The organism is Pseudomonas sp. N-1-13, assembly GCF_057787095.1.
On the sequence record NZ_JBYNRI010000001.1, the window covers coordinates 173911 to 191956 of the forward strand.

The window sequence follows — 18046 nt, forward strand, 5'->3', positions numbered from 1 at the left end:
ATGACTGCGACGACGGGACGCAGGTGCACATATCTGTCATCTGTTCGTCATAATGGCCGTCTATAACTGTCACGCTCGCCCGTCAGCGCGGGCTCAGGAGTCTGCCGTGAGCTTTACCCCCGCCAATCGTCTGTTCCCCGCTACCCGTCTGCGTCGCAATCGCCGTGATGAGTTCTCTCGTCGGCTGGTGCGTGAAAACGTGCTGACCACTGATGACCTGATCCTGCCGGTGTTCGTGCTGGACGGTGAGAACCGTCGCGAGGCCGTGGCATCGATGCCCGGGGTAGAGCGCCTGACCATCGACCTGTTGCTTGAAGAAGCCGCCAAGTGGGTCGAGCTGGGTATTCCGGCGCTGGCGCTGTTCCCGGTCACGCCTGCCGGGCTCAAGTCCCTGGACGCCGCCGAAGCCTGGAACCCCGATGGCATCGCCCAGCGCGCGACCCGTGCCCTGCGTGCCCGTTTCCCGGAACTGGGCGTGATCACCGACGTGGCGCTGGACCCGTTCACCACGCATGGGCAGGACGGCATTCTCGATGAAGAAGGCTATGTGCAGAATGACATTACCGTCGATGCACTGGTCAGGCAGGCGTTGTCTCACGCCGAGGCCGGTGCCCAGGTGGTGGCGCCGTCGGACATGATGGACGGTCGCATCCAGGCGATCCGTGAGGCGCTTGAAGTGGCCGGTCATGTCAATGTGCGGATCATGGCCTACTCGGCCAAGTACGCCAGCGCCTATTACGGCCCGTTCCGTGATGCGGTCGGCTCGGCGCTGAATCTGGGCAAGGCCAACAAGGCCTCTTATCAGATGGACCCGGCCAACAGCGAGGAAGCCTTGCACGAAGTGGCGGCGGACTTGTCAGAAGGGGCTGATATGGTCATGGTCAAGCCGGGCATGCCTTACCTCGACATTCTTTGCCGGGTCAAAGACGAATTCAAAGTACCGACCTTTGTCTATCAGGTCAGCGGCGAGTACGCCATGCACATGGCGGCAATCCAGAACGGCTGGTTGGGCGAAGGAGTGATCCTTGAGTCCTTGACCGCTTTCAAACGTGCAGGAGCTGATGGCATCCTGACTTACTTTGCTGTGCGCGCCGCCCAATTGTTACGAGAGCAGAAATAGCCTCCCAGGAACTTGTGATGAATACCGAAGGACTCTCTGAAGTTGCCGTAAAAGACGCTCAGCCCGTGGTCGAGCAGGTCGCCGAAACACCGCCGGAGCATGAGGCCGTGCCTACGCCGCCGGTGGTGCCCGAGGCCCCCGTGGCCCCTGCGATTGTCATTCCCAACCTGGATGACAGCAGCCTGTACATCCATCGCGAGCTGTCGCAACTGCAGTTCAACATCCGCGTGCTGGAGCAGGCGCTGGACGAGTCCTACCCGCTGCTGGAGCGGCTCAAGTTCCTGCTGATCTTTTCCAGCAACCTGGACGAGTTCTTCGAGATTCGCGTCGCCGGCCTGAAAAAGCAGATCACCTTCGCCCGTGAACAGGCCGGTGCCGACGGCCTGCAGCCGCACCAGGCTCTGGCCCGCATCAGCGAGCTGGTCCACGGCCACGTTGACCGCCAGTACGCGATTCTCAATGACATTCTGTTGCCCGAGCTGGAAAAGCATCAGGTTCGCTTCATTCGTCGCCGCTACTGGACCACCAAGCTCAAGACTTGGGTGCGCCGCTATTTCCGCGACGAGATCGCCCCGATCATCACCCCGATCGGCCTCGACCCGACGCACCCGTTCCCGCTGCTGGTCAACAAGAGCCTGAACTTCATCGTCGAGCTCGAAGGCATCGACGCCTTCGGTCGCGATTCCGGCCTGGCGATCATCCCCGCGCCACGCTTGTTGCCGCGCATCATCCGCGTGCCGGAAGACGTCGGCGGCCCCGGTGACAATTATGTGTTCCTGTCGTCGATGATCCACGCTCACGCCGATGACCTGTTCCAGGGCATGAAGGTGAAGGGTTGCTACCAGTTCCGCCTGACCCGTAACGCTGACCTGTCGGTAGACACCGAAGACGTCGAAGACCTGGCCCGCGCCCTGCGCGGCGAGCTGTTCTCGCGTCGCTACGGTGATGCGGTGCGCCTGGAAGTGGCCGACACTTGCCCCAAACACCTGTCCGACTACCTGCTCAAGCAGTTCAACCTGCATGAGACCGAGCTGTATCAGGTCAACGGTCCGGTCAACCTGACCCGACTGTTCAGCATCACCGGTCTGGACAGCCATCCGGAACTGCAATATTTGCCGTTCACGCCGCAGATCCCGAAGTTGCTGCAAAACAGCGAGAACATTTTCAGCGTGATCAGCAAGCAGGACATTCTGCTGCTGCACCCGTTCGAGTCGTTCACGCCCGTGGTCGACCTGCTGCGCCAGGCGGCCAAGGATCCCCACGTATTGGCGGTGCGCCAGACCCTGTATCGCAGCGGCGCCAACTCGGAAATCGTCGACGCCTTGGTGGACGCGGCGCGTAACGGCAAAGAGGTCACGGCAGTGATCGAATTGCGGGCGCGCTTCGATGAAGAGTCCAACCTGCAACTGGCCAGTCGTCTGCAAGCGGCCGGTGCGGTGGTGATTTATGGTGTGGTCGGCTTCAAGACCCACGCCAAGATGATGCTGATCCTGCGGCGCGAGGCCGGCGAGATCGTGCGTTACGCCCACCTGGGCACCGGCAACTATCACGCCGCCAACGCCCGTCTGTACACCGACTACAGTCTGCTGACCTCCGACGATGCCTTGTGCGAAGACGTCGGCAAGCTGTTCAGTCAGTTGATCGGCATGGGCAAGACCCTGCGCATGAAAAAACTGCTGCACGCGCCGTTCACCTTGAAAAAGGGCATGCTCGACATGATTGCCCGGGAGACGCAGTTCGCCCTGGACGGCAAGCCGGCGCACATCATCGCCAAATTCAACTCGCTGACCGATCCGAAGATCATCCGCGCGTTGTACAAGGCCAGCCAGTCGGGCGTGCGCATCGACCTGGTGGTGCGCGGCATGTGCTGCCTGCGGCCGGGTATCCCGGGGGTTTCCCACAACATCCATGTACGCTCGATCATCGGCCGCTTCCTGGAACATACCCGGGTGTTCTACTTCCTCAACGGTGGGGAGGAGCAGATGTTCCTGTCCAGCGCCGACTGGATGGAGCGCAACCTCGACAAGCGCGTCGAGACTTGCTTCCCGGTGGAAGGCAAGAAGCTGATCCTGCGGGTCAAGAAGGAGCTGGAAAGCTACCTCACCGACAACACCCACAGCTGGAGCCTGCAATCGGACGGTCGCTATATCCGCAACACGCCGACCGGCAACCAGAATGCCCGCAGCGCCCAGGCGACATTGCTGGAGCGCTTGGGCAGCCCATTGCTAACGGTTCGTTAAGAGGTAGAGGCAGGCTTAGCTTTTGTGGCGAGGGAATAAATCCCCTCGCCACAATGGATTGCAGCTAAGCCCCGATTCCAGTGAGCAATCAGTGGATGTTCAGCACAATCCCGACTCGGGTAAGCCATTCGGCTTCCTGGGCGAAGTCGGCTTGGGTCAGTTGGTTCTCTTCCAGCCAGCCTTCGGGAAACAGTACATCCAGTTGAGCTCCGTCGGCGCGCAGGACCACCTGGGGCATTTCCTGGGTACCGCGGATGTGGTGGAACAGGATCGCAAAGCGCAGCAGCACGCACAGACGAATCAGTTTGATGCCGTCATTGCCGAACTCGGCGAATTTATCCCTGGGAATATTGCGCCGGTGGCCACGTACCAATAGCGCGAGCATCTGCTGGTCTTCGCGGGAGAAGCCTGCCAGGTCCGAATGCTCGATCAGGTAGGCGCCGTGTTTGTGGTAGTGATAGTGGGCGATGTCCAGGCCCACCTCATGCACCTTGGCGGCCCAGCCCAGCAATTCGCGCCAGACCCCGTCGTTCAGATCCCAGTCGTCGGCCACCTGGTCGAAGGCGTGCAGCGCTTTGCGTTCGACCCGTGCGGCCTGTTCCTGATCGACGTGGTAACGCTCCATGAGCGAGCCCAGGGTGCGCTCACGGACGTCTTCATGGTGATGGCGCCCGAGTAGGTCATAGAGCACGCCTTCGCGCAGGGCGCCCTCGCAGTGGTCCATGCGTTGCAGTTCGAGGGCGTCGAAAATTGCTTCGAGGATCGCCAGGCCCGCCGGGAAAATCGCCCGGCGGTCAGGCTTGATGCCTTCGAAATCGATTTTGTCCGAGTCGCCGAGCTTGAACAGCCTGCGCTTGAGCCAGGCCAGGCCTTCGGCGTTGACCTCGCCAGTGCCATGGCCGCCGGCCTTGAGGGCCAGGCCAATGGCGCGAATGGTGCCCGAGGAGCCAATGGCTTCATCCCAGGTCAGGCGGTGCAGGGCATGTTCGATGCTCATGATTTCCAGACGAGCCGCCGTATAGGCCTGGGCGTAGCGCGCCGGGGTGATCTTGCCGTCGCGGAAATAACGCTGGGTGTAGCTGACGCAACCCATTTGCAGGCTTTCGCGCAGCAGCGGCTCGAAGCGCTGGCCAATGATGAATTCGGTACTGCCGCCACCGATATCCGCCACTAGGCGTTTGCCCGGTGTGTCTGCCAGCGTATGGGAGACACCGAGGTAAATCAGACGGGCTTCTTCACGCCCGGAAATGACTTCCACCGGATGGCCGAGGATCTCTTCGGCGCGGTGGATGAATTCGCCGCGGTTGCGCGCCTCGCGCAATGCGTTGGTGCCCACGATCCGTACCGCGCCCAGGGGCATGCCGTTGATCAGTTGGGCGAACCGCTTGAGGCAATCGAGCCCGCGCTGGATGGATTCCTCGCTCAGCTGGCGCTCTTCGTCGATGCCGGCGGCCAGTTGGACCTTCTCGCCGAGCCGCTCAAGAATTCGGATTTCCCCGTTCTGGGCCTTGGCGACGACCATGTGGAAGCTGTTGGAGCCCAGGTCTATGGCTGCGATCAGGGACAGATTCTTGGCTTGGGATGGCGGCATGGTCAAAAAGTCTCGGTCGATAACCTTGCCATCCTGCCACGATCAACCGCTTACGCCAACGCAAAGGCGACCGCTTCGCGTCAATCGCGAGCAGGCTCGCTCCCACAAGTGACCGAGTCGCGATCGAAGTGGGAGCGAGCCTGCTCGCGATGAGGCCAGAAACGGCGCAGCAGAACCTCAGGTCGCCGACTCGACCGTCCCGATAAAATTCGCCAGTTCCACCGTCTGCGGATCGGCGAACAGCACCTTGGGGTCCCCCGTCTCATGCACCTTGCCCTGGTGCATGAACACCAGCTTGTCCCCTACTTCACGGGCGAAGCGCATCTCGTGGGTGACCATGATCAGGGTCATGCCATCCTTGGCCAGCTGTCGCACCACGCCGAGCACTTCATTGACCAGTTCCGGGTCCAGGGCGGAGGTGATTTCGTCGCACAGCAGGACTTTTGGCGACATCGCCAGGGCGCGGGCGATGGCGACCCTCTGTTGCTGGCCGCCGGACAGGCGGTCCGGAAAGGCGTCGAATTTCTCCCCGAGTCCGACTCGCTCCAGCATCTGGCGTGCCAATTCAGCCGCTTTGGCCTTGGATACTTTTTGAACAACCTGCGGCGCGAGCATCACGTTCTCACCGACGGTCAGGTGCGGGAACAGGTTGAATTGCTGGAACACCATCCCGACTTTCTGCCGCAGGCTGCGCAGATCGGCGCGGCCGGCGTCGAGGTATTCGCCGTCGACTTCAATCACGCCGTCGTTGATCGACTCCAAACCATTGAGGGTGCGCAAGAGGGTGGATTTGCCCGAACCGCTGCGACCGATGATCGCCACGACCTGGCCTTCCTCGACGCTCAGGTCGATGCCTTTAAGCACGTGGTGATCGCCGTAGTATTTATGCAGGGCGGAAATTCTAAGCAGAGGCATGCAGTCTCCTTTCCAGGTAGCGCGCACTGAGGGACAAGGGGTAGCAAAGCAGGAAGTAACCGAGGGCCACCAGGCCGTACACCATGAACGGCTCGAACGTGGCGTTGGCGAGCATGCCGCCGGTCTTGGTCAGTTCGGTAAAGCCAATGATCGAGGTCACTGCCGTGCCCTTGACCACTTGCACCGAAAACCCCACGGTCGGCGCCACGGCGATGCGCAAGGCCTGGGGCAGGATCACGTAGCGCAACTGCTCCAGCGGGTTGAGGGCCAGGCTCGCCGAGGCTTCCCACTGGCCGTTGGATATCGCGTCGACGCAGCCACGCCAGATCTCCGCCAGATAGGCACTGGTAAACAGCGTCAAGGCAATCGCCGCTGCCATCCACGGCGAGATTTCCACCCCGGCCAGGGCGACGCCGAAGAACACCAGGAACAGCTGCATCAACAGCGGTGTGCCCTGGAACAGCTCGATGTAGGTGCGAGCAATATTGCGGGGCAGGGCGCTTTTGGAAATGCGCAGCACCATCACCAGCAAGCCGATCACGCCGCCCCCGATAAACGCCACCAGCGACAATGCCAGGGTCCATTGCAGGCCCGTGAGCAGGTTGCGCACCACGTCCCAGAAAGTGAAATCGCTCATTGGCTGCTCCTGGCAATGTAGCGGCGCCCCACCCAGTTCAGGAACTGGCGGATCAACAGCGCCATGCACAAGTAGATCAGCGTGGTCAGTGCATAGGTTTCGAACGCTCGGAAATTACGGGACTGAATGAAGTTGGCGGCAAAGCTCAGCTCTTCGGTGGCGATCTGCGAGCAGACCGCCGAGCCGAGCATCACGATGATGATCTGGCTGCTCAGGGCCGGCCAGACCTTGCCCAGCGCCGGCAGCAGCACCACATGACGAAAGGCTTCGAAACGGCTCATTGCCAGAGCCGCGGCGGCTTCCAGCTGCCCACGCGGAATGGCCTGGATGCCGGCGCGGATGATCTCGGTGGAGTAGGCTCCGAGGTTGATCACCATTGCCAGTACCGCTGCTTGCCATTCGGATATCTGCAAACCCAGGGACGGCAGGCCGAAGAAAATGAAAAACAGCTGCACCAGGAATGGCGTGTTGCGGATCAGCTCCACGTACACGCCGAAGATCGCCGCGAACGGACGAATATGCCACGCCCGCACCACGGCACCGACGATGCCCAGGCCAACCCCGAGCAGCGCGCCGATGGCCGTCAACTCCAAGGTGAACAAGGCACCGCGCAACAGCAGCTCGGTGTTCTGCACCACCGGCATAAAATCGAACTGATAAGCCATGCTCAACCTCTCAGGCGACGGTCAGAGATCGGCCGGCAGCGGCTGCTTGAGCCAGGTCTGGGAGTTTTTCTCCAGGCTGCCATCGGTCTTGGCAGTGGCCAGGATCTGGTTGACCTTGTCCAGCAGCGCCGGCTCGTTCTTGTTCACGCCCACATACACTGGCGAATCCTTGAGTTTTACTTTCAGCGCCGGGACGCGCTTGGGATTGCGTTCGCTGATTGCGACCATCACCACGTTGCCGCTGGCGATCAGGTCCACCTGACCGGCCAGGTAGGCGGCGATGGTCGAGTTGTTGTCTTCAAAGCGTTTGATCGTGGCGCCTTGGGGAGCGACCTTGGTCAGCTCGATGTCTTCGATGGCGCCGCGGGTGACGCTGATGGTCTTGCCCTTGAGGTCGTCCAGGCCATTGATGGCGGCGTCGGGCGGGCCGAATACCGCGAGGTAGAACGGCGCGTAGGCGCTGGAGAAGTCGATGACTTTTTCACGCTCGGGGTTCTTGCCCAGGCTGGAGATCACCAGGTCAACCTTGCCGGTGGTCAGGAACGGAATGCGGTTGGTGCTGTTGACCGGGGTCAGTTCAAGCTTGACCTTGAGCTGATCGGCCAGCAGTTGCGCGGTGTCGATGTCCAGGCCGCGCGGCTTCATGTCCGGGCCTACCGAGCCGAACGGCGGGAAGTCCTGGGGGACTGCGACTTTGAGGGTGCCACGCTTGACCACGTCTTCCAGGCCGTCCGCTTGAGCGGGCAGATGAGTGAGCATCAGGCTGGCGAACAGGGCGGTAAGCAGGGCGCTGTAACGCTTGATCATGGCGAATCTCCGCATCGGTGATGTGATTTCTGCGTTCGGACAGAGCACAGGCCATGCCAAGCTGGTTTTTAATCTGCCAAAGCCACGGTTTTACTGGCGGAATGAGGTCTTACTGGTCTGAACAGTTGCGCCGCGTTTCGCACCGTTATCGAGCGTTGGTATTTGCCGCCGAACCCAAGTGGAGCACGACTTGCCGGGCGCGGCGTTTAGCTTTACAACTGGTCGCTCACTGGCCCGGTTCGTCTGAAAAACCATGAATTCCATCTCTCGCGCGGTGCCCGAAGTGGCGCTGCAAGCCATCCGTAAACTGATCGTCGATGAAGGCTTCGCTCCTGGGGATGCGCTGCCGTCGCAACGGGACCTGGCGTTGCAACTGGGGGTGAGTCGCGCCTCGCTGCGTGAAGCGCTTTCATCGTTGAGTGCGCTGGGCGTCATCAGCGTACAGCCGGGCAAGGGTGTGTTCGTGCAGTCGTCGGTGGAGGTTTCGCGCAGCGAACTGGCCCCGGGCTGGCCGTTCGCGGCCCAGGCTTCGCCGGTGGATATCTTCCAGTTGCGTTATGCCCTGGAGGGTTTCGCGGCCGGGTTGGCGGCGGTGACGTTGAGCGCCGATGAACTCGACACATTGGAGGACAACGTCGAGGCCATGCGTCGGGAGCTCAAGGCAGGGGATTTCGACGCAGCGGCGCGGCTGGATTTCGAGTTCCATCGGCGCATCCTGCAGGCCAGCGGCAACCAGGCGATGCTGAGTATTCTCACCGCCAGCGCCGACATCTTCCTGGAGAGCCAGAAACTGCCGTTCATCAGGGCGGAGCGGGCGATGGAGACCTGGCAGGAGCATCGCAAGATCCTTCGGGCCCTGGCCCGTCGCGCTTCGGGTGGCGCGCAAAAAGCCATGCAGGAACACGTACGTAACGCCGCACTGCGCACCGGAATTTCCTTCGTGGCCCCGGCTGCCCCATGACGGGCGTCATACCTAAATACATCAGACACCATAGCGAGACTCAATCAACTGCGGCTTCCTGAACCCGGTAAGGGCAGCTATGATGGGCCACGTTTTTTTGCTGACAATCCCGGAGATTCCATGAGCAGCGATCTGATCAAACATGTTAGCGACGCTAGCTTCGAGGCTGACGTACTCAAGGCCGAAGGCGCGGTACTGGTCGACTATTGGGCTGAGTGGTGCGGTCCATGCAAAATGATCGCCCCGGTCCTGGACGAAATCGCTGACACCTACGCTGGCAAGCTGACCATTGCCAAGCTCAATATCGACGAGAATCAGGAAACCCCGCCCAAGTATGGCGTGCGTGGTATCCCGACGCTGATGCTGTTCAAGAACGGTAATGTCGAAGCCACCAAGGTTGGCGCACTGTCGAAGTCGCAACTGGCTGCTTTCATCGACGCCAACATCTAAGCGCCGAATGCTGTTGAAAAAGCCCCGCTAATCGCGGGGCTTTTTTCGTTACTCGGGGCTAGACGCTCGCAAACCCAGGTGTTACATTCGGCCCCGCACTGGTTTCTCCTTTGCCCCCTGCAAGCCGTCGCCGACGCACTCCTTTCGAATAAGTACGCGATCCTGTCGCCTTCTCCGCGGCGCGGCCTCATTAAGCCAAAAGCTTAATTTCCCCCCTCCATAAATGATTACGTCATTCCTATATGAATCTGACTGAACTCAAGCAAAAGCCGATTACCGAACTGCTCGAATTGGCCGAACAGATGGGCATAGAAAATATGGCCCGTTCGCGCAAGCAGGACGTGATTTTCTCCCTGCTCAAAAAGCACGCGAAAAGCGGCGAGGAAATCTCCGGTGATGGCGTGCTGGAGATTCTCCAGGACGGCTTCGGCTTTCTCCGCTCCGCAGACGCTTCCTATCTTGCCGGCCCAGACGATATCTACGTCTCGCCGAGCCAGATCCGTCGTTTCAACTTGCGCACCGGTGACACCATCGTTGGCAAGATCCGCCCTCCGAAGGAAGGCGAGCGTTACTTCGCGCTGCTCAAGGTCGACACGATCAACTTCGATCGTCCGGAAAACGCGAAGAACAAGATTCTCTTCGAGAACCTGACCCCGCTGTTCCCGACCGTGCGCATGAAGATGGAAGCCGGTAACGGTTCCACTGAAGACCTCACCGGCCGGGTCATCGACCTGTGCGCACCTATCGGCAAGGGCCAGCGCGGTCTGATCGTGGCGCCGCCGAAAGCGGGCAAGACGATCATGCTGCAGAACATCGCGGCCAATATCGCTCGTAACAACCCTGAAGTTCATCTGATCGTGCTGCTGATCGACGAGCGTCCGGAAGAAGTGACCGAGATGCAGCGCACCGTGCGCGGCGAAGTGGTTGCCTCGACGTTCGACGAGCCGCCGACCCGCCACGTGCAGGTTGCCGAGATGGTGATCGAGAAGGCCAAGCGCCTGGTCGAACACAAGAAAGACGTGGTGATCCTGCTGGATTCCATCACCCGTCTGGCCCGTGCCTACAACACCGTGATCCCGAGCTCCGGCAAGGTGCTGACCGGTGGTGTCGATGCCCACGCCCTGGAGAAACCGAAACGTTTCTTCGGCGCCGCGCGCAACATCGAAGAAGGCGGCTCGCTGACCATCATCGCCACCGCGCTGGTTGAAACCGGCTCGAAGATGGACGAAGTGATCTACGAGGAATTCAAAGGCACCGGTAACATGGAACTGCCTCTGGATCGCAAGATCGCTGAAAAGCGCGTCTTCCCGGCCATCAACATTAACCGTTCCGGCACCCGCCGCGAAGAGTTGCTGACCGCCGACGACGAGCTGCAGCGTATGTGGATCCTGCGCAAGCTCCTGCATCCTATGGATGAAGTCGCTGCCATCGAGTTTTTGGTCGACAAGTTGAAGCAGACCAAGACCAACGATGAGTTCTTCCTGTCGATGAAACGCAAGTAATCGATCAGGCAGGGCAGCAAAGCCGGGGAAACCCGGCTTTTTGCTATCCGTGCATTCACTATTTTGAACGGGCGGCGTTAAACTCGGGCCCCCGAACGCCACGGCTACCATGAGGCTTTTGCATGCAGTATCGCGACTTGCGCGACTTTATCAGCGGTCTGGAACAGCGCGGCGAACTCAAGCGCATCCAGGTGCCGGTGTCCCCCGTACTGGAAATGACCGAGGTCTGCGACCGTACGCTGCGAGCCAAAGGCCCGGCGCTGTTGTTTGAAAACCCGACCGGTTATGACATCCCGGTGCTGGGCAACCTGTTCGGCACGCCGGAGCGCGTGGCCTTGGGCATGGGCGCCGAAGCCGTCAGCGAATTGCGCGAGATCGGCAAGCTGCTGGCGTTTCTCAAGGAGCCTGAGCCGCCCAAAGGCCTGAAGGATGCGTGGTCCAAGCTGCCGATTTTCCGCAAGATCATTTCCATGGCGCCGAAAGTCGTCAAGGACGCCATCTGCCAGGAAGTGGTGATCGAAGGCGACGATGTCGACCTGGCAATGTTGCCGGTGCAGACCTGCTGGCCGGGCGACGTGGGGCCGCTGATTACCTGGGGCCTGACCGTCACCAAAGGTCCGAACAAGGACCGTCAGAACCTCGGTATCTACCGTCAGCAGGTCATTGGCCGGAACAAGGTCATCATGCGCTGGCTGAGCCACCGTGGCGGTGCACTGGATTACCGGGAATGGTGTGAAAAACATCCTGGGCAACCGTTTCCGGTGTCCGTGGCCCTCGGCGCGGACCCGGCGACCATTCTCGGCGCTGTCACGCCAGTGCCTGACAGCCTCTCCGAATATGCTTTCGCCGGGCTGTTGCGTGGCAACCGCACCGAACTGGTGAAATGCCGCGGCAACGACCTGCAAGTGCCGGCCACTGCCGAGATTATTCTTGAAGGCGTGATCCATCCCGGCGAAATGGCCGATGAAGGTCCGTACGGCGACCACACCGGCTACTACAATGAAGTCGACAGCTTTCCGGTGTTCACCGTCGAGCGCATTACGCATCGGATCAAGCCGATTTACCACAGTACCTACACTGGCCGTCCGCCTGATGAGCCGGCCATTCTCGGGGTGGCTCTGAACGAAGTGTTCGTGCCGATCCTGCAGAAGCAATTTCCCGAGATCACCGACTTCTACCTGCCGCCGGAAGGCTGCTCTTACCGCATGGCCGTGGTGACCATGAAGAAGTCGTACCCGGGGCATGCCAAGCGAGTCATGCTGGGGGTCTGGTCGTTTTTGCGACAGTTCATGTACACCAAGTTCGTTATTGTCACTGACGACGATATCAACGCACGAGACTGGAACGACGTGATCTGGGCCATCACCACGCGCATGGACCCCAAGCGTGACACGGTGATGATCGAGAATACGCCGATCGATTACCTCGACTTTGCCTCGCCGGTGTCCGGCCTGGGGTCGAAGATGGGACTCGATGCCACGCACAAATGGCCCGGTGAAACCACCCGTGAGTGGGGCCGGGTGATCGTCAAGGATGAAGCCGTTACCCAACGGATCGATGCCATCTGGAATCAGTTAGGAATAGATTGATGCGTGTAACCTTGCAGCCTTCCGGGGCGGTGTTGGATATCCGGCCCGCCGAGCGGATTCTCGATGGCGCGCGACGCCTGGGCTACGAGTGCCCGCAAAGCTGCCGCAATGGCAACTGCCATGTCTGTGGTGCGCTGTTAGTGGAAGGCCGCGTGGAGCAGGCGGGTGAAGTGCGCGATCACGGTGAGATTTTCACCTGCATTGCCGAGCCCCTGGAGGACTGCGTGGTGCTCTGGGATGGCGTGCTGTCACCGGGCGAGTTGCCGGTGCGCAGCCTGGCGTGCCAGGTCACTGAATGCGCCGACGTGGGCGGTGATGTCTGGCGAGTACGCCTGCGCGCGCCGGCGGGCAAGCCGCCGCGCTATCACGCGGGGCAGTACCTGATGATCGAGCGGGAGAATGGCGAGAAATCGGCGTTTTCCCTGGCCTCGGCGCCGCATTCGGGGCGCGAGCTGCAATTGCACGTATTAGTGCGCGAAAACAGTGCGCAGACATTGTTGGAGCAACTTCAGCGTAACCCCAATGTGCGCATCGAAATGCCCTTTGGCGACACCCATTTGTCCGAGTTGCCGGAGGGCCCACTGGTGTTGATTGCCGCCGGTACCGGCATGGCGCAGATGCACAGCCTGATCGAACATTGCCGCGCAGCGGGTTTCAAACACCCGGTGCATCTGTATTGGGGGGTGCGGCGTCCGGAAGATTTCTATGAAATCGAGCATTGGGATGAGTGGAAAAAACTGCCGAACCTGTATTTGCACAAAGTCGTCAGCGACCTGTGCGGCTGGACAGGTCGTTGCGGGATGCTTCACGAAGCTGTGTGCGAGGACATCAGCAATCTCAAGGATGTGCATGTCTACGCCAGCGGTTCGCCGGCCATGATCTATGCCACGCTCGATGCCTTGGTAGAGGCCGGAATGGACGCCCACCAAATGCGCGCCGACGTGTTTGCCTATGCGCCGCGCTCTTGAGCCGCGCTCTTGAGCCGCGCTCTTGAGCGGCTCTTGAAGCTTGATTGAGGTCTGTTTTTTGTAGCGAGAGGATTTCAGCTTTGTGGGAGCAAAGCTTGCTCGCGAAACAGGCACCTCGGTCTCTGAAAGACAGCATCGCTTTCATCGCGGGCGAGCCTTGCTCCCACAGGGTCATATACCTGGCGATATATCGATTCGATATTTAGTACGCACACTAGATGTCGTTAAGGTATATGCCTGAGTTTCAGGCATTCATGGCATCCAACTTGCCTTGATTCTGATCAGCGTCAGTGTCATGACGGCGCTACCAACTTCCGACCCGCGAGGAGCCAACTGCTACCGGCCATGACCGCTATCGAATCCGCCTTTGCCAGCGCCCCATACCCGCCACGCCTCGACCTGGGGCCGCAGCTGACCCATGAGCAGCTGCGCACGTCGATGCAATCGACCATGAGTCTGCACCAGGGCGGGCCTGTGTGGTTGTTCGCTTATGGTTCGTTGATCTGGCGGCCGGAATGCACGGCGGTGGAACGGGTGCGCGGCCGCGTCCATGGTTATCATCGCGGTTTGTATTTGTGGTCTCACGAACACCGTGGCACCCCCGAATTGCCGGGGCTGGTGTTTGGACTGGATCGCGGCGGTTCGTGCAGCGGTTTTGCCTATCGATTGCCGCAGGACAATCTTGAGGATTCGCTGTTCGCCCTGTGGCAGCGCGAGATGCCGTTCCCGTCCTATCGTCCGCACTGGCTCAGTTGCCGTCTCGAAGATGGCAGTCGGGTGCAGGCCTTGGGGTTTGTGCTGGAGCGGCACCTGCCCAGCTATGCCGGCAACTTGCCGGATCATGTGCTGAGCCAGGTGTTCGAAAGCGCCTGTGGGCGCTATGGCACCACTCGCGATTATGTCGAGCAGACCATCCACGCCCTGCGCAGCCACGCCATGCCAGACCGGAATCTGGAGGCGCGGCTCAAACGCTGTAAATCAGCCCTGGATCAGGCCACCGCTTCGCGGCTCTGACTGGCGATTTGCTTGTGCCACAAGGTTGGCGCGAGGAACGCCATCGCCAGCAGGCAAGCACCCACCAGCAATACAAAACCACCGTTCCAGCCGAAATGGTCCACCGTGTAGCCCATGGCAGCACTGGCCGCGACCGAGCCGCCCAGGTAGCCAAACAGCCCGGTGAAACCTGCGGCGGTGCCAGCGGCCTTTTTCGGCGCCAGTTCCAGAGCCTGCAAACCGATCAGCATCACCGGGCCGTAGATCAGAAAGCCAATGGAAACCAGGGCGATCATGTCCACGGTCGGGTTGCCGGCCGGGTTCAGCCAGTACACTAGTGTCGCCACGGTCACCAGCGCCATGAACACCATGCCCGTCAGGCCCCGGTTGCCGCGGAAGATTTTGTCCGACATCCAGCCGCACAGTAACGTGCCGGGGATGCCTGCCCACTCATACAAAAAGTACGCCCAGGAGGTTTTATCCACCGTGAAGCCTTTGGCTTCCTTGAGGTAGGTGGGCGCCCAGTCCAGCACGCCGTAGCGCAGCAGGTAAACAAAGACGTTTGCCATGGCGATGTACCAGAGCATTTTGTTGCGCAGCACGTACTTGACGAAGATTTCCTTGGCGCTGAACTCGTTCTCGTGACTGGCGTCGTAGCCTTCCGGGTAATCGTTCTTGTATTTTTCGATCGGCGGCAGGCCTACCGATTGCGGGGTGTCGCGCATGGTCGCGAAGGCAAACAGCGCCACCAGTAGCGCCACGGCCGCCGGTACATAAAACGCCGCATGCCAGTCATTGAACCAGCCCATCCCCAGCAGGAACAACGGCCCAATCAAGCCACCGCCGACGTTATGCGCCACGTTCCAGACGGACACCACACCGCCGCGTTCTTTCTGCGACCACCAGTGCACCATGGTCCGGCCACTGGGTGGCCAACCCATGCCCTGGGCCCAGCCATTGATGAACAACAGGATGAACATCATGGTTACGCTGGATGTTGCCCAAGGCGCGAAACCGAAAATGAACATCACCCCCGCCGAGACCAGCAAACCGAATGGCAGGAAATAGCGCGGGTTGGAACGGTCGGACACCAGGCCCATCAGGAACTTCGAAAGCCCGTAGGCGATGGCAATGGCCGACATGGCCAGGCCCAACTGACCCCGGGTGTAGCCCTCGTCGATCAGGTATGGCATGGCCAGGGAGAAGTTTTTGCGCAGCAGGTAATAACCGGCGTAGCCGATGAAGATGCCGGCGAAAATCTGCCAGCGAAGGCGTCGGTAGGTGCTGTCTATTTTTTCTTCAGGCAGGGGCGCCTGATGTACGGCAGGACGAAAGAAAGCAAACATTCAAGGGCTCCAGATTCTTGTTATGACTGCGGATGCGAATGTTACAGTTTCGTTACCGAAAATAGCATCGCTTCTCATCACTTAAACAATGGAAATTTCCCTGAATGAATGTTCTTAAATGAACATGTCGCTCAGACATACGCCGATGGCGTTGTAGGAATTGCCTTGTAAGGTCTCTTTACTCCTGCACTCCATCGTTGCGGGACAAGAAAGTAGGAAACGTCCTTCAACCAACACAGAAGTCTCGCCATTCAACTAATGAGCCTCGCTCTTTACCCTTCACGTTTCTGCCGGAGCTGGCATTCAGGTGAGGAACGGTATGAGGGGGTGTGCTGTGATGCTGCTGTGCTTGGGCAGTGCGAGTTGGGCCGCTCAGGTTTTATGGGTGCCCGAGAACAATCCCGAGCCAGCCTCCCCGGCAGCGCAGACGCAAGCCGTGGAATCGTTGGAATTCCATCCGGAGGGCGAGCCGATCGATGCAGACAAATTGGCCGAGGCCTGGGAGTGCTCGGACATCAACGTGCATGGCGCCAACCATGGGTGCAGAAGTTGCGCTCGTTCCATTACACGCGCCGCTACGTGTCCGATGTGTTTTTCGGCAAGTAGATGCCGGGCGCCGGGCGTTTTGCCTTGATTGCCAGATTCAATCGTCACGTGGTCCGCCGCTTTTGGCACGCGGACCGCTTGATCGACTTCAACGCACCTGCACCACCACCTTCCCCACAGCCTTGCGCTGGCCCAGGTCATTGATCGCCTGGGCGGCGTTGCTCAATGGATACACCTGCGAGACCAGTGGCTTGAGCTTGCCTTCGGTGAACCAGCTAAACAATTGCTGGAAGTTGGCGGCGTTGTCCTGGGGTTGGCGTTGGGCGAAGGAGCCCCAGAACACGCCGACCACGGCGGCGCCCTTGAGCAGGGCCAGGTTTACCGGAAGCTCGGGGATGCGTCCGCTGGCAAAGCCGACCACCAATAGCCGGCCGTTCCAGGCGATGGCGCGAATGGCCTGGTCAAACAGATCGCCGCCCACCGGGTCGTAAATCACATCGGCGCCTTGGCCGTCGGTGAGGCGTTTGATTTCATCCTTGAGGCTGGTTTCGCTGTAGTTGATCAGTTCGTCGGCACCGGCAGCCTTGGCCACGGCCAGCTTCTCTGCACTGCTGGCGGCGGCAATCACCCGGGCGCCCATGGCCTTGCCGATCTCCACGGCCGCCAGGCCGACGCCGCCCGATGCACCGAGCACCAGCAGGGTTTCGCCGGGTTGCAGGTTGGCCCGTTGCTTGAGGGCATGCATCGACGTGCCGTAGGTCATGCTGAAGGCGGCGGCGGTGTTGAAGTCCATGGACGAGGGGATGGGCAACACGTTGTAGCCTGGCACGGCCACCTGTTCGGCAAAGCTGCCCCAGCCGGTCAACGCCATGACCCGGTCACCGACCTTCAGGTGGCTGACCTTTTCGCCCACGGCGCTGATGACGCCCGCTGCTTCGCCGCCGGGGGAAAACGGGAAGGGTGGTTTGAATTGGTATTTGCCCTCGATGATCAGCGTGTCAGGGAAGTTCACGCCGGCGGCATGCACATCCAGCAGCACTTCGTTCTTCTTCGCGACGGGGCTGGCGACGTCTTCCAGCACCAGCGATTCGGCAGGACCGAATTCTTTGCACAGCACGGCTTTCATCAGGGCTATTCCTTTGGGAGTGATGGCCGATAAGTGTAGGTGTGAGAGTCAATGGGTCAACGAGCATGCCCTGCCCTGATAGCCGGCCATAAGCTTGTGCTTGAACGGCGGGTCGGTATGCTGGGCCGCAAACCGTATGAGGAGTCGAATGTGAAAGCGTGGATCATGTTGATGCTGGCCCTGTCGTTGCCTGTGACGGCAATGGCCGAGGAAGCCAAAGAAGGCGAGGCGCCGAAGGTCAGTTACATCACCCTCAGCCCGCCGTTCGTGGGCAACTATGGCTTGGACGGCTCGGCAAAGCTGAGGGTGTACAAGGCCGATGTGGCCCTGCGTGTCACGGGGGATGCCGCCGCTGCGGCGGTGAAGGCCAACGAGCCGCTGATCCGTAATCAGCTGGTTGCGCTGTTCGCCCAACAGACCACCGAGGCCATGAACAATATCGAAGCCAAGGAAAAACTGCGTCAGGAAGCCTTGAAGCAGACCCAGCAGATCATGAACGACGAAACCGGCAAGCCGATGGTGGATGACCTGTTGTTCAATAACCTGATCATTCAATAAACCCGCTCGATCGCAGCCTTTGGCAGTGCCCG

16 protein-coding genes are annotated in these 18046 nt (G+C 60.3%); 9 read left to right on the forward strand and 7 right to left on the reverse strand.

The genetic code is table 11. From position 1 onward, the window contains the following. The first annotated feature begins 106 nt into the window (after positions 1-106). Together hemB and ppk1 are read left to right on the forward strand one after the other, a co-directional pair. Positions 107-1120, forward strand: coding sequence for a porphobilinogen synthase (hemB, locus tag AC3I65_RS00800; RefSeq protein WP_047226103.1), 1014 nt, complete (start codon positions 107-109; stop codon positions 1118-1120). 17 nt (positions 1121-1137) lie between these two features. After that, positions 1138-3360, forward strand: coding sequence for a polyphosphate kinase 1 (gene ppk1 / locus AC3I65_RS00805; protein WP_047226102.1), 2223 nt, complete (start codon positions 1138-1140; stop codon positions 3358-3360). A gap of 88 nt (positions 3361-3448) precedes the next feature. Here the strand turns inward: ppk1 and ppx are convergent, their stop codons facing one another. The 5 genes from ppx to AC3I65_RS00830 all read right to left on the reverse strand — a co-directional run bounded on the left by ppx (position 3449) and on the right by AC3I65_RS00830 (position 7975). Next, the gene (ppx, locus tag AC3I65_RS00810; protein WP_047226101.1) at positions 3449-4951 is read right to left on the reverse strand and encodes an exopolyphosphatase; all 1503 of its coding nucleotides are present in this window, start codon (positions 4949-4951) and stop codon (positions 3449-3451) included. Positions 4952-5128: 177 nt separating this feature from the next. Further along, positions 5129-5866, reverse strand: a complete 738-nt coding sequence (locus AC3I65_RS00815; RefSeq protein WP_047226100.1) for an amino acid ABC transporter ATP-binding protein — start codon at positions 5864-5866, stop codon at positions 5129-5131. Continuing rightward, entirely contained in the window at positions 5853-6503 is a 651-nt protein-coding gene (locus AC3I65_RS00820; RefSeq protein ID WP_076383065.1) for an amino acid ABC transporter permease, read from the reverse strand. The genes AC3I65_RS00815 and AC3I65_RS00820 overlap by 14 nt, the downstream gene beginning before the upstream one ends. Then, the gene (locus tag AC3I65_RS00825) at positions 6500-7168 is read right to left on the reverse strand and encodes an amino acid ABC transporter permease (RefSeq protein ID WP_092452819.1); all 669 of its coding nucleotides are present in this window, start codon (positions 7166-7168) and stop codon (positions 6500-6502) included. Before AC3I65_RS00825 ends, AC3I65_RS00820 begins: the two co-directional genes overlap by 4 nt. A gap of 21 nt (positions 7169-7189) precedes the next feature. Beyond that, positions 7190-7975 carry a transporter substrate-binding domain-containing protein gene (locus tag AC3I65_RS00830; RefSeq protein ID WP_076383064.1) on the reverse strand — a complete coding sequence of 262 codons (786 nt, stop codon included), beginning with the start codon at positions 7973-7975 and terminating at the stop codon, positions 7190-7192. A gap of 253 nt (positions 7976-8228) precedes the next feature. Here AC3I65_RS00830 and AC3I65_RS00835 point away from each other — a divergent pair, with 253 nt between their 5' ends. From AC3I65_RS00835 to AC3I65_RS00860, 6 genes are all read left to right on the forward strand, one after another. Beyond that, a complete protein-coding gene (locus tag AC3I65_RS00835; RefSeq protein ID WP_047226096.1) occupies positions 8229-8936 on the forward strand; it encodes a FadR/GntR family transcriptional regulator in 708 nt (235 codons plus the stop codon). Between the two features lie 120 nt (positions 8937-9056). Beyond that, on the forward strand, positions 9057-9386 hold the full coding sequence (gene trxA, locus AC3I65_RS00840) for a thioredoxin TrxA (protein ID WP_047226095.1): 330 nt from the start codon (positions 9057-9059) through the stop codon (positions 9384-9386). A 242-nt stretch (positions 9387-9628) separates the two neighbouring features. Continuing rightward, positions 9629-10888, forward strand: coding sequence for a transcription termination factor Rho (rho, locus tag AC3I65_RS00845; protein ID WP_025216061.1), 1260 nt, complete (start codon positions 9629-9631; stop codon positions 10886-10888). Positions 10889-11010: 122 nt separating this feature from the next. Further along, on the forward strand, positions 11011-12477 hold the full coding sequence (ubiD, locus tag AC3I65_RS00850; protein ID WP_039590257.1) for a 4-hydroxy-3-polyprenylbenzoate decarboxylase: 1467 nt from the start codon (positions 11011-11013) through the stop codon (positions 12475-12477). Next, positions 12477-13445 (forward strand): CDP-6-deoxy-delta-3,4-glucoseen reductase, encoded by a 969-nt coding sequence (locus AC3I65_RS00855; RefSeq protein ID WP_076383063.1) that lies wholly within the window; start codon positions 12477-12479, stop codon positions 13443-13445. Before ubiD ends, AC3I65_RS00855 begins: the two co-directional genes overlap by 1 nt. A 345-nt stretch (positions 13446-13790) precedes the next feature. Continuing rightward, positions 13791-14459, forward strand: a complete 669-nt coding sequence (locus AC3I65_RS00860; protein WP_047226092.1) for a gamma-glutamylcyclotransferase — start codon at positions 13791-13793, stop codon at positions 14457-14459. Here the strand turns inward: AC3I65_RS00860 and glpT are convergent. Beyond that, the gene (gene glpT, locus AC3I65_RS00865) at positions 14435-15784 is read right to left on the reverse strand and encodes a glycerol-3-phosphate transporter (RefSeq protein WP_047226091.1); all 1350 of its coding nucleotides are present in this window, start codon (positions 15782-15784) and stop codon (positions 14435-14437) included. The genes AC3I65_RS00860 and glpT overlap by 25 nt on opposite strands. Positions 15785-16478: 694 nt before the next feature. After that, a complete protein-coding gene (locus AC3I65_RS00870; RefSeq protein ID WP_076383061.1) occupies positions 16479-17456 on the reverse strand; it encodes an NADPH:quinone oxidoreductase family protein in 978 nt (325 codons plus the stop codon). A gap of 150 nt (positions 17457-17606) precedes the next feature. On the opposite strand from AC3I65_RS00870, the gene AC3I65_RS00875 reads away from it, so the two are divergent. After that, positions 17607-18014 carry a flagellar basal body-associated protein FliL gene (locus tag AC3I65_RS00875; protein ID WP_047226193.1) on the forward strand — a complete coding sequence of 136 codons (408 nt, stop codon included), beginning with the start codon at positions 17607-17609 and terminating at the stop codon, positions 18012-18014. Positions 18015-18046: the final 32 nt, after the last annotated feature.

What these genes read in the sequence shown, in the direction of transcription:
- rho (WP_025216061.1), top strand. Translation starts at nt 9,629, where the DNA reads ATGAATCTGACTGAACTCAAGCAAAAGCCGATTACCGAACTGCTCGAA.
- AC3I65_RS00870 (WP_076383061.1), bottom strand. Translation starts at nt 17,456, where the DNA reads ATGAAAGCCGTGCTGTGCAAAGAATTCGGTCCTGCCGAATCGCTGGTG.
- AC3I65_RS00830 (WP_076383064.1), bottom strand. Translation starts at nt 7,975, where the DNA reads ATGATCAAGCGTTACAGCGCCCTGCTTACCGCCCTGTTCGCCAGCCTG.
- ppk1 (WP_047226102.1), top strand. Translation starts at nt 1,138, where the DNA reads ATGAATACCGAAGGACTCTCTGAAGTTGCCGTAAAAGACGCTCAGCCC.
- AC3I65_RS00825 (WP_092452819.1), bottom strand. Translation starts at nt 7,168, where the DNA reads ATGGCTTATCAGTTCGATTTTATGCCGGTGGTGCAGAACACCGAGCTG.
- ubiD (WP_039590257.1), top strand. Translation starts at nt 11,011, where the DNA reads ATGCAGTATCGCGACTTGCGCGACTTTATCAGCGGTCTGGAACAGCGC.
- ppx (WP_047226101.1), bottom strand. Translation starts at nt 4,951, where the DNA reads ATGCCGCCATCCCAAGCCAAGAATCTGTCCCTGATCGCAGCCATAGAC.
- AC3I65_RS00820 (WP_076383065.1), bottom strand. Translation starts at nt 6,503, where the DNA reads ATGAGCGATTTCACTTTCTGGGACGTGGTGCGCAACCTGCTCACGGGC.
- AC3I65_RS00855 (WP_076383063.1), top strand. Translation starts at nt 12,477, where the DNA reads ATGCGTGTAACCTTGCAGCCTTCCGGGGCGGTGTTGGATATCCGGCCC.
- AC3I65_RS00815 (WP_047226100.1), bottom strand. Translation starts at nt 5,866, where the DNA reads ATGCCTCTGCTTAGAATTTCCGCCCTGCATAAATACTACGGCGATCAC.
- glpT (WP_047226091.1), bottom strand. Translation starts at nt 15,784, where the DNA reads ATGTTTGCTTTCTTTCGTCCTGCCGTACATCAGGCGCCCCTGCCTGAA.
- AC3I65_RS00835 (WP_047226096.1), top strand. Translation starts at nt 8,229, where the DNA reads ATGAATTCCATCTCTCGCGCGGTGCCCGAAGTGGCGCTGCAAGCCATC.
- AC3I65_RS00860 (WP_047226092.1), top strand. Translation starts at nt 13,791, where the DNA reads ATGACCGCTATCGAATCCGCCTTTGCCAGCGCCCCATACCCGCCACGC.
- trxA (WP_047226095.1), top strand. Translation starts at nt 9,057, where the DNA reads ATGAGCAGCGATCTGATCAAACATGTTAGCGACGCTAGCTTCGAGGCT.